We start from the raw sequence: 8,901 nt of genomic DNA, 5'->3' as shown, positions 1-8,901 counted from the left end.
CCCCAGGACGCCCCCCAGCGACCGCCCCGGACGGCACGGCCGGATCCGCTGACCCGCCTCGCGGAACCCGTCTGCGCCCTCCCGGACCCGGACGGCACCGAGCTGTTCTGGGCCCGGGTGGCGGGTTCCGGCACACCGCTCGTCGGACCCGACCCGCTGGGCGGCGACGACCATGTGGCCGTGACGTTCCTGTGGCGCGGAGCTCCTGGCACCCGGGCCGTCCAGGTGCTGCCCAACAAGCTCGGCGACCCGCGGGACCCCGAGGGCAACCTGATGGAGCACGTCCCCGGCACCGACGTGTGGCACTGGACTCTGAGACTGCGGCACGACTGGCGGGGCACGTACGACTTCTACGTGGACGAGGGCGACGGCCCCGCCCCGGGGGCCGCCGACTACTGGAGCCTGCTGCGCACCCGGCGCCGTCCCGATCCGCTGAATCACCGTTCGCTGCCCCGCCGCTGGGGCGGCGACCCGGTCTCCTACGCCGAACTCCCGGCTGCCCCGAGCGCCCGGGACTGGCTGCCGCGGCCTGATGCTGCCCGGGGCGGCGTGTCGGTGCACGAGGTCCCCTCCGCGCGGCTCGGCGGGAACCGGCGCGTCTGGACGTACCGGCCAGCCGGCGTGCCGGAGGCAACGGATCTGCCGGTGCTCGTCCTTCTGGACGGCGAGCACTGGCAGCCGCACCTCGGGCTCGACCGTCTCCTGGACAACCTGATCGCCGACGGCCGCATCCCCCCGCTGGTGGCCCTGCTGCCGGAGTCCGTCGACGTGGCCACCCGCTGGACGGACCTGGCCTGCAGCCGGGACTTCGTCGCGTTCCTCGACGACGAACTGCTGCCCTGGACGGCCGCCCGCCTCCCGGTCACGGCCGATCCCGCACGCACCGTCGTCGCCGGACAGAGCCTGGGCGGGCTCACCGCCGCCTACGCCGCCCTCACCGCGCCCGGCCGCTTCGGCAACGTCCTCGCGCAGTCCGGCTCTTTCTGGTGGCCGGACGGACCGGACGCCGAGTGGCTCACCGCCCGGATCGCCGAATCCCCGCGTCTGCCGGTCCGGTTCTGGCTCTCCTTCGGCGAGCAGGAATGGGTGGCCCTGCCCGCTGCCCGGCGGCTGCGCGACACACTGGCCGCCGCCGGCTACGAGGACGCCTCCTACCGGGAGTTCAACGGCGGCCACGACTACCTCTGCTGGCGTACGGAACTCGCGGACGGCCTCGTGGACCTGCTGAACCCGCCCGCCCCTTCCGCCTGACCGGGAGGAAAAGCCCTACGCGTCCAGCTCCTTCAGCCGGGCAGCGAGTGTCTCCCCGATGGTGTCGAGGAAGCGCTCCTGCATCAACTGAGGGTGGGTGCAGTCCAGATCGTGGTTCACGAGGGCGCCCGACACATGCGTGCGCCACGCCTCACGGGTCAGCCAGTCCTCCGCCCGCGGCGCAGCCGCGGTGAAGAACAGCAGGTCGCCGTCGTACCCGCGGTGCACATGCTCACGCATCATCCGGGCATGGTTGGGCACGATGTCGACGATCTTCGACAGCGTCCGGCCCTCGATCCCGGCGAGCGGACTGCCCGCCCGGCGAAGCGTGGCCAGCACGTCCTCCCGGGTACGTTCGCCGGTGCGCTCGAATCCCGCCATCCGCAGCACCGCGGTGAGGGCGTCGCCCTCCTCCGGCGCAGGCCGCTCCCGCCACTGCTCGGCCGGGAACGCGTCCAGCAGCGCCAGGAGTTCGACCTCCTCGCCGCACTCCTGGAGCAGCACCGCGACCGTGTGCGCGAGCACGCCGCCCACCGACCAGCCCAGCAGCCGGTACGGGCCGTGTGCCTGCACTTCGCGGATGCGCCGGACGTAGTCGGCCGCCTCCTCCTCGAGCGTCAGCGGCAGTGGTTCGTCACGGACCAGGCCGCGCGCCTGGATGCCGTACACCGGCTGGTCCGGACCCAGCCGCGCCGCCAGCCCGGCGTAGCACCAGGCGATGCCGCCCGCCGGATGGATGGCGAACAACGGGGTCTTCGCGCTGCCCCCGCGCAGCCGCAGGACGACGTCCAGGGCATCCTCGGCCGCCGCCCCCGCACCGTCGATCCGGGCGGCGAGCGCGGCCGGGGTGGACGCCTCGAACAGCGAACCGATCGTCAGCTCGGCACCGAACTCCTCCCGCACCCGTGCCACGAGCCGGACCGCGAGCAGCGAGGTCCCGCCCAGGTCGAAGAACGCGTCGTCCGGCCCCACCGCGGCGGCTCCGAGCACCTCCGCGAACAGCAGCGCCAGCGCCTCCTCACGGGCGCCCATCACCCGGACACCGCCTCCGCCGGCGAAGACGGGGGCGGGCAGGGCGCGGCGGTCCAGCTTGCCGTTGAGGCTGAGCGGGAACGCGTCGAGCGCCACCACCGCCGACGGCACCATGTGCTCCGGGAGTTCCCGGGCGAGCGCCGCCCGCACCTCGGCGGGATCGGCGCCTCCCGTCACGTATCCGACCAGCCGCTGGTCGCCCGGCCGATCCTCGCGCACCAGGGCGCAGGCCCCGTCCACCTGTGGCCGGGCCGCCAGCGCCGCCTCGATCTCGCCGAGTTCGATGCGCTGCCCGCGCAGCTTGACCTGGTGGTCCGTGCGGCCGAGGTACTCGACCTCACCCTGCCCCGTCCAGCGTGCCAGGTCCCCCGTGCGGTACATCCGCCGCGCCGGTCCGGCGAAGGGGTCGGCGACGAAGCGGCCGGCGGTCAGGTCAGGCCGGTTCAGATAGCCGTCGGCCAGCTGCCGGCCCGCCAGGTACAGCTCGCCGGGAACACCCGGCGGGCAGGGCCGCAGCGCGGCGTCGAGCACATACAGCCGGGTGTTCCACACGGGCTGCCCGATCGGCACCGGCCCGCTGTCGTGGGGCACGCACGCGTGGAAGCTGACGTCCACGGCCGCTTCCGTCGGCCCGTAGAGATTGTGCAGCCCGACGCTCGGCAGAGCGCGTCCGAAGGCGTGCGCGGTCTCCCGGGGCAGGGCTTCCCCGCTGCAGAAGACCCGGCGCAGTCCGGCGCACGCACCGGGATCCGCCTCCGCGAGGAACACCTGGAGCATCGACGGGACGAAGTGACAGGTGGTGACGGCCTGTTCGCGGATCAGCCGGGCCAGATAGGCGGGGTCCCTGTGGCCGCCCGGCTCCGCGACGACCAGCGCCGCGCCCTCGCGCAGCGGCCAGAAGAACTCCCACACGGACACGTCGAACGACGAAGGCGTCTTCTGCAGCACCCGGTCGTCCGTCGTCAGCCCGTGGGCGTCCTGCATCCAGCGCAGCCGGTTGTCGATCGCCCCGTGCGACACGACGACGCCCTTCGGACGTCCGGTGGACCCCGAGGTGTAGATGACGTACGCCGGATGCGCGGGTGTCAGCGGGCGCGACGGATCGCACCACGGGTAGCCGGAGACGTCGAGGCCGTCCAGGACGACCCGGGCCGTCGTGGCGTCGTCGGGGAGCCGGTCCGCACGGTCGATGAGCACACAGACGGGGGCCGCGTCCCGCAGCATGTACGTGATGCGCTCCGCCGGGTACTCCGGGTCGAGCGGCAGATAGGCGGCCCCCGCCTTCAGCACCGCGAGCAGCGAGACGACCAGCTCCACCGAGCGCGGCACCGCCACCGCCACCACGGCTCCCGGCCGGGCGCCGAGGATCCGAAGATGGCGGGCCAGGCGGTTGGCGCGGGTGTTCAGCTCCGCGTAGGTGAGGGAGACGTTCCCGTGGACCAGCGCGGTCGCGTCCGGGGTGCGCGCGGCCTGTGCCTCGATCGGGCCGATGAGCGTCGTCGGCGGCAGCGCGCGGTCCGTACGGTTGAACTCCTCGACGACCAGGGTGTGTTCGGCAGGCGTCGCGATGCCGTGCGCCGCGAGCGCCGCGTGCGGGTCCTCGGCGGTCAGCCGTTGCACGAGGTGTAGGAAGCGCTCCTGATGCGCGGCGAGGGCGTCCTCGTCGTACAGGGCCGGGTTGCCGTCGTGGTCGATGCGCAGGCCGCGGCCGTCCGCGCGGTCGTAGACGTTGACCGTCAGGTCGTCGACCGGGCCCGCGGACAGGTTGCGGGCCCGGGCCGGCGTACCCGCGAAGCCGACGTCGTAGTCGAAGGGCATCACGTTGACGAGAGGACCCACCAGGCCCCGGTTCTCGCCGAGCAGCCCCAGATCGCGGCGGATGTCCTCGTAGCGGTAGCGCTGATGGCGGCGGACCGCGCGGACACCCAGGACGACCTGGCGCACCAGTTCCGCGAAGCTCGCGCCGGGGGTGACGGTCAGCCGGAGCGGCAGCACGTTCATCACCATGCCCGGCACCCGCAGGGCCACCAATCCCACCCGGCCCATCATGGGCAGCCCCAACACCACCTCGGAGCGTTCTGTCGCCCGTGAGGTGTAGAGGGCCTGCGCGGCGATCAGCACCTCCGGCCAGGTGGCGCGGAGCTGCGTGGCGAGCTCCCCCATCCGGTCGGTGGCCTCGGGACCGAGGTGGGCGGTGCGGCGCAGGAACGTACGCGACGGCAGCGCGCCGCGACCCGCCGCCCTGGGCGCCTCCGGGCGGTCGGCGAAGGCGTCGGACCAGTGGGCGCGGTCCGCCGCGAACGCCTCCGACGACCGGTACGCGACGTCCTGCGCGACGAGGCCGGCGAGCGTCCCGAACGTCCGGGGCCCGGGGTCCTGGCCCCGGACACGTGCCGAGTACACCTCGGCCGTACGCCGGACGAGCAGCGAGTAGCCGAAGCCGTCCATGACGAGGTGATGGATCCGCTGGTACCAGAGCCAGCGCTCGTGGCCGACCCGGAACAGCGCGTGGCGGAACAACGGGCCGGCCGCGAGATCGCAGGGCTCGGCGAGGTCGGCGCGCATCCACGCCTCCGCCTGCCCGTCCGCGTCGGGCACGTCGCGCAGATCGTGCACGGTGAGCGGCAGCTCCGCCGAGGCCGCGACGGTCTGGCGCGGTCCCTCGGGCCCGTCCTCGACCCGGACGCGCAGCGCGTCCGTCTCGGCGACGACCTGCCGCAGAGCCGCCGCGAACAGCTCCTGGTCGAGCGGTCCGTCGATCTCCAGGCACTCCGCCGTGTTCTGGGCCGGACTGAGCGGATCGAGCGACTGCGCGTACCACATGCCCGACTGGGCCGCGGTCAGCGGCAGTACGGTGTCGGGGCCGTCCGGTGAGGTGCCGACGGTGTCGGCGAGCAGGACCGTCATGAGACCCCCAGCAGCGGGGCCCAGGCCTCGACGGAGGGCTGTTCGGCGAGGTCGGCGAAGTCGGCGCGCACATCGTGATCGCGGCGCCACCCGCCGAGCAGCGCCATGATGCGGACCGAGTCGAGCCCGTGGTCGAGCAGGTTCTCGTCGAGGGGGATGTCCGCGGGGTCCTCGCCCAGGGACTCGGCGATGTCGTTGCGGATCCGCTCCAGGGTGAGGGCCATGGTGCTCAGATCTCCTTCAGAAGGGTGTCGGTGGTGGTCACGACCGCGCAGCGGCCCGCCGCCCAGCGCAGCGCCATGTCGTGGTCCGCGCGCGAGAAGTCGGCGACCGCGTCGGCCACGACGAACGCCTGGATGTCCCGCATCCACGCGTCGGCGGCGCTCATCAGCACGCCGATGTGCGCGTACACGCCGGTGATCACGATCTGGTCGCGGCCCGACTCCCGGATCAGGGACTCGAGTTCGGTACGGACGAACGCGCTGTACTTCCACTTGGTGAGCACCGTGTCACCGGCCGCCGGTGCGACGGACCCCGGCATGGCGAGGGCCTCGGCGTCGTCGGCCGCGCCGGGACCCCAGAAGTCGAGCTGAAGACCGCGTTCCTCGGCGGTCTGGCCGCCGCGCTGCGCCGAGTAGACCACCGGGACGCCGGCGGTGCGGCATTCCCCGATGATGCGGGCCGTGTTGCCGAGCATGCCGGTCAGCGGCTGTTCGCCGGAGCGGTACGCCCCGAGGAAGTGGTTCTGGAGGTCGTGGACGAGGAGCACGGCGCGCGCCGGGTCGACGGTCCACGCGACCCGGTTCGCGGGGAGCTCGTCCGCGCCGGGCAGGGGGTAGGGGGCGATGGCGGGAAGTGCCATGGGTGGGCCTTTCAGTGCCGCGCGGTGTGGACTCGGTGCTGTTCGGCGGAGGCGGAGCCGGGTGGGGGAACGGTCCCGGAGCGCAGCCCGTTCTTGCTGACCTTGCCGATTCCGGTGTGCGGGAAGACGTCGACGAACTCGACCAGGTCGGGAACCTTGTACGCGGCGACTCCGCGCTCGCGCACATGCCGTTTCACGGCGACCGGCCTCAGCGGCGGGGCGTCCTCGCGCAGGATCACGTACGCGAGGGTGCGCTCACCCAGGAACGCGTCCGCGACGCCGACCACCGACACGTCGTGCACGGCGGGATGGGCGAGGATGATGTTCTCGATCTCCTCCGGCGCGACCTTCTCGCCGCCCCGGTTGATCTGGTCCTTCGCCCGTCCCTCGACCACGAGATTTCCGTCCGGGGTGCGGCGCACGATGTCGCCCGTGCGGTAGAAGCCGTCCTCGGTGAAGGCCGTCCGGTTGTGCTCGGGGGCGCGCCAGTAGCCGCGGATCGTGTACGGGCCACGGGTCAGCAGATGCCCGTAGCCGCCCTCGGCCACGTCCTGTCCGGCGTCGTCGACGATCCGGATCTCGTCGTCCTCGGAGATCGGCCGGCCCTGTGTGGTGACCACGGTCTCCGGGTCGTCGTCCAGCCGGGTGTAGTTGACGAGGCCCTCGGCCATGCCGAAGACCTGCATGAGCCGGCAGCCGAGTGCGGGCTCCAGCCGACGGGCGGCCGCCTCGCTGTACTTGGCGCCTCCGACGAGGACCAGGTCCAGGCTGGACAGATCGTGCTCCGCGTCCTCCGCGGCCTCGGTCCACACCAGGGCGAGCGGCGGGACCATGCCCGTCATGGTGACCCGCTCGCGTTCCACGAGCGGGAAGGCCGTCGCCGGGTCGGGCCGCGGACACAGGACGACCGTGCCGCCCGCGTACAGCGTGCCGAGCCAGCCCGGTGAACTCATCGGGAAGTTGTGCGCGGCCGGCAGCACGACGAGGAAGCGGGTGTCCTCGTCGACACCACAGATCTCGTTGGAGCCCCGCAGCGAGTAGATGTAGTCGTCGTGCGTACGCGGGATGAGTTTCGGTACGCCCGTCGTGCCGCCCGACAGCTGGAGGAAGGCCAGGTCGTGCGGCTCGGGCCCGTCGACCGGACCGGGCGCCTCGCACGGCACGTCGGACAGCGCGGTGTGCCCGCCGGGGTCACCGACGACGAACACGTGCCGCAGGCCGGGGGTCCGCTCCCGCACCGCGGTCGCCAGTTCCCGGTGGTCGAAGCCGGCGTGCCGGTCCGGGATCACATAGGCGACGGCCTCGGTGAACGAGCAGAAGTAGCCGATCTCCGTCTCCCGGTGGGCGGGCAGGGCGAAGACGGGCAGCGCACCGATCCGGAAGAGCGCGAAGACGACCTCGATGAACTCGGCGACGTTCGGCAGCTGGACGACGACCCGGTCGCCCTTGACGATGCCCCGGGCCGCGAACCCCGCCGCCAGCCGGGCCGCGCGCTCCTCCAGTTCTCCGTACGTCCGGGTGCGGCGCCCGTCCGCGGGGTCGACGACCGCCACCCGGTCGGCGTGGGCGGCGGCGCGTGCCCGGAGCACTCCCGTGAACGTCTCACCGCGCCAGTGCCCGGCGGCACGGTAGCGCTCGGCGAAGTCCGCGGGCCAGGCCGGCGCGTCGTCCTGCGGGGCCGCGCTCACAGCGCGGCGCCCACGGCGCTGAGGAAGGTACGGAACTTGGCGCCGGTCTCCGCGGTCTCCGCCTCGGGCGAGGAGGCGGCCACCACACCGGCGCCGGCGAACAGCCGCAGCGAGCGGCCCTCGGCCTCCGCGCAGCGGATCGTCACGACCCACTCGCCGTCCCCGTCGGCGTCCTGCCAGCCGACCATGCCGGTGTAGGCGCCGCGCTCGAAGGGTTCCGACTCCGCGATGACGGCGCGGGCCGTGTCGGTCGGGGTGCCGCACACCGCCGGTGTGGGGTGCAGCGCCGAGGCGAGGTCGAGGGAGGAGGCGGCGGGGTCCGCGAGCGTGCCGGTGACGGTCGTCGACAGGTGCCACATGGCTGCCGTCCGTACGAGCGTGGGGCGTTCGGGCACGTCGAGGCTCACGCAGAACGGGGCCAGGGCCTCCCGGACGGCGGCGACGACCACGGCGTGCTCGTGCAGGTCCTTGGGGGACTCCAGCAACGTGGCCGCGCGACGGACGTCCTCGGCCAGGTCGTTGCTGCGCGGCGCGGACCCGGCCAGCGGGTTGGCCGTGAGCACGTGGCCGGAACGGGCGACCAGGAGTTCGGGACTGGCTCCGACGAGGGTGCGGCCGGGCCCGCTGGGGACCGCGAACGTGTAGCCCCTCGGATCGTGCTGCGCGAGCCGCCGCAGCGTGGCGGGCAGATCGAGGTCGTGGGAGGACGTCAGCTCCAGGGTGCGGGCGAGGACGACCTTGTCGAACTCCCCGGCACGCATCCGCCGCACCGCCGCAGCCACCGAGGCGGCGTAGTCGGCGGCGGCCGGGACCTCGCGGGTCTGCCAGGTGCCGGGTTCCGTGGCCGGGCCGGGGAGTGCGATGAGCGGGTCCTCGCACAGCGCCGGCGCCCGGCGCACGGACCGCGGGACCGCCAGCGAGGGCGCGGCGTCCGGGCTGAAGGGCAGCGCGCCCACGATGATCGGCGCCGGGTCCCCGGCCCGCCGCCGGGCTTCGAGCACGTCGCGTACCCGGGTGCTCAACGGCCGTGCATCGTGCGGGACTTCGGCGGCGGTGCCGGAGGCGAGCAGGGTCCGGCGCGAGGAGGCGAGGAACCGGTCGGTGCCGGGCCGGTAGGCGTCGAGCAGCGCGGTCGCGTCACCGGGGGAGGGAGAGGGAGAG

Annotated in this window: 6 protein-coding genes; 1 reads left to right on the top strand and 5 read right to left on the bottom strand. The window is 73.5% G+C overall.

All coding sequences use genetic code 11. The features are described from left to right. A partial coding sequence (gene fes, locus EAO72_RS08665; protein ID WP_148016697.1) for an enterochelin esterase occupies positions 1–1,251 on the top strand: 1,251 nt, incomplete at its 5' end. Between the two features lie 15 nt (positions 1,252–1,266). Here fes and EAO72_RS08660 read toward each other — a convergent pair. The 5 genes from EAO72_RS08660 to EAO72_RS08640 form a co-directional block, all read right to left on the bottom strand. Continuing rightward, positions 1,267–5,190, bottom strand: a complete 3,924-nt coding sequence (locus tag EAO72_RS08660) for a non-ribosomal peptide synthetase (RefSeq protein ID WP_148016665.1) — start codon at positions 5,188–5,190, stop codon at positions 1,267–1,269. Beyond that, complete coding sequence (locus EAO72_RS08655) at positions 5,187–5,414, bottom strand: phosphopantetheine-binding protein (RefSeq protein WP_148016664.1); 228 nt, start codon at positions 5,412–5,414, stop codon at positions 5,187–5,189. The genes EAO72_RS08660 and EAO72_RS08655 overlap by 4 nt, the downstream gene beginning before the upstream one ends. A 5-nt stretch (positions 5,415–5,419) precedes the next feature. Then, positions 5,420–6,052: an isochorismatase family protein gene (locus EAO72_RS08650; protein WP_148016663.1), complete on the bottom strand. Its 633-nt coding sequence runs from the start codon at positions 6,050–6,052 to the stop codon at positions 5,420–5,422. Between the two features lie 11 nt (positions 6,053–6,063). Further along, positions 6,064–7,740, bottom strand: a complete 1,677-nt coding sequence (locus EAO72_RS08645) for a (2,3-dihydroxybenzoyl)adenylate synthase (RefSeq protein ID WP_148016662.1) — start codon at positions 7,738–7,740, stop codon at positions 6,064–6,066. Then, positions 7,737–8,901: isochorismate synthase (locus EAO72_RS08640; protein WP_148016661.1), on the bottom strand; the 1,165-nt coding region annotated here is incomplete at its 5' end. The genes EAO72_RS08645 and EAO72_RS08640, both read right to left, overlap by 4 nt.

Origin of the sequence: Streptomyces sp. OR43 (assembly GCF_008042275.1) — a bacterium.
Classification (GTDB): Bacteria; Actinomycetota; Actinomycetes; order Streptomycetales; family Streptomycetaceae; genus Streptomyces.
The sequence above is the reverse complement of the archived record's forward strand: the minus strand, read 5'-3'. Positions and strand labels throughout refer to the sequence as shown.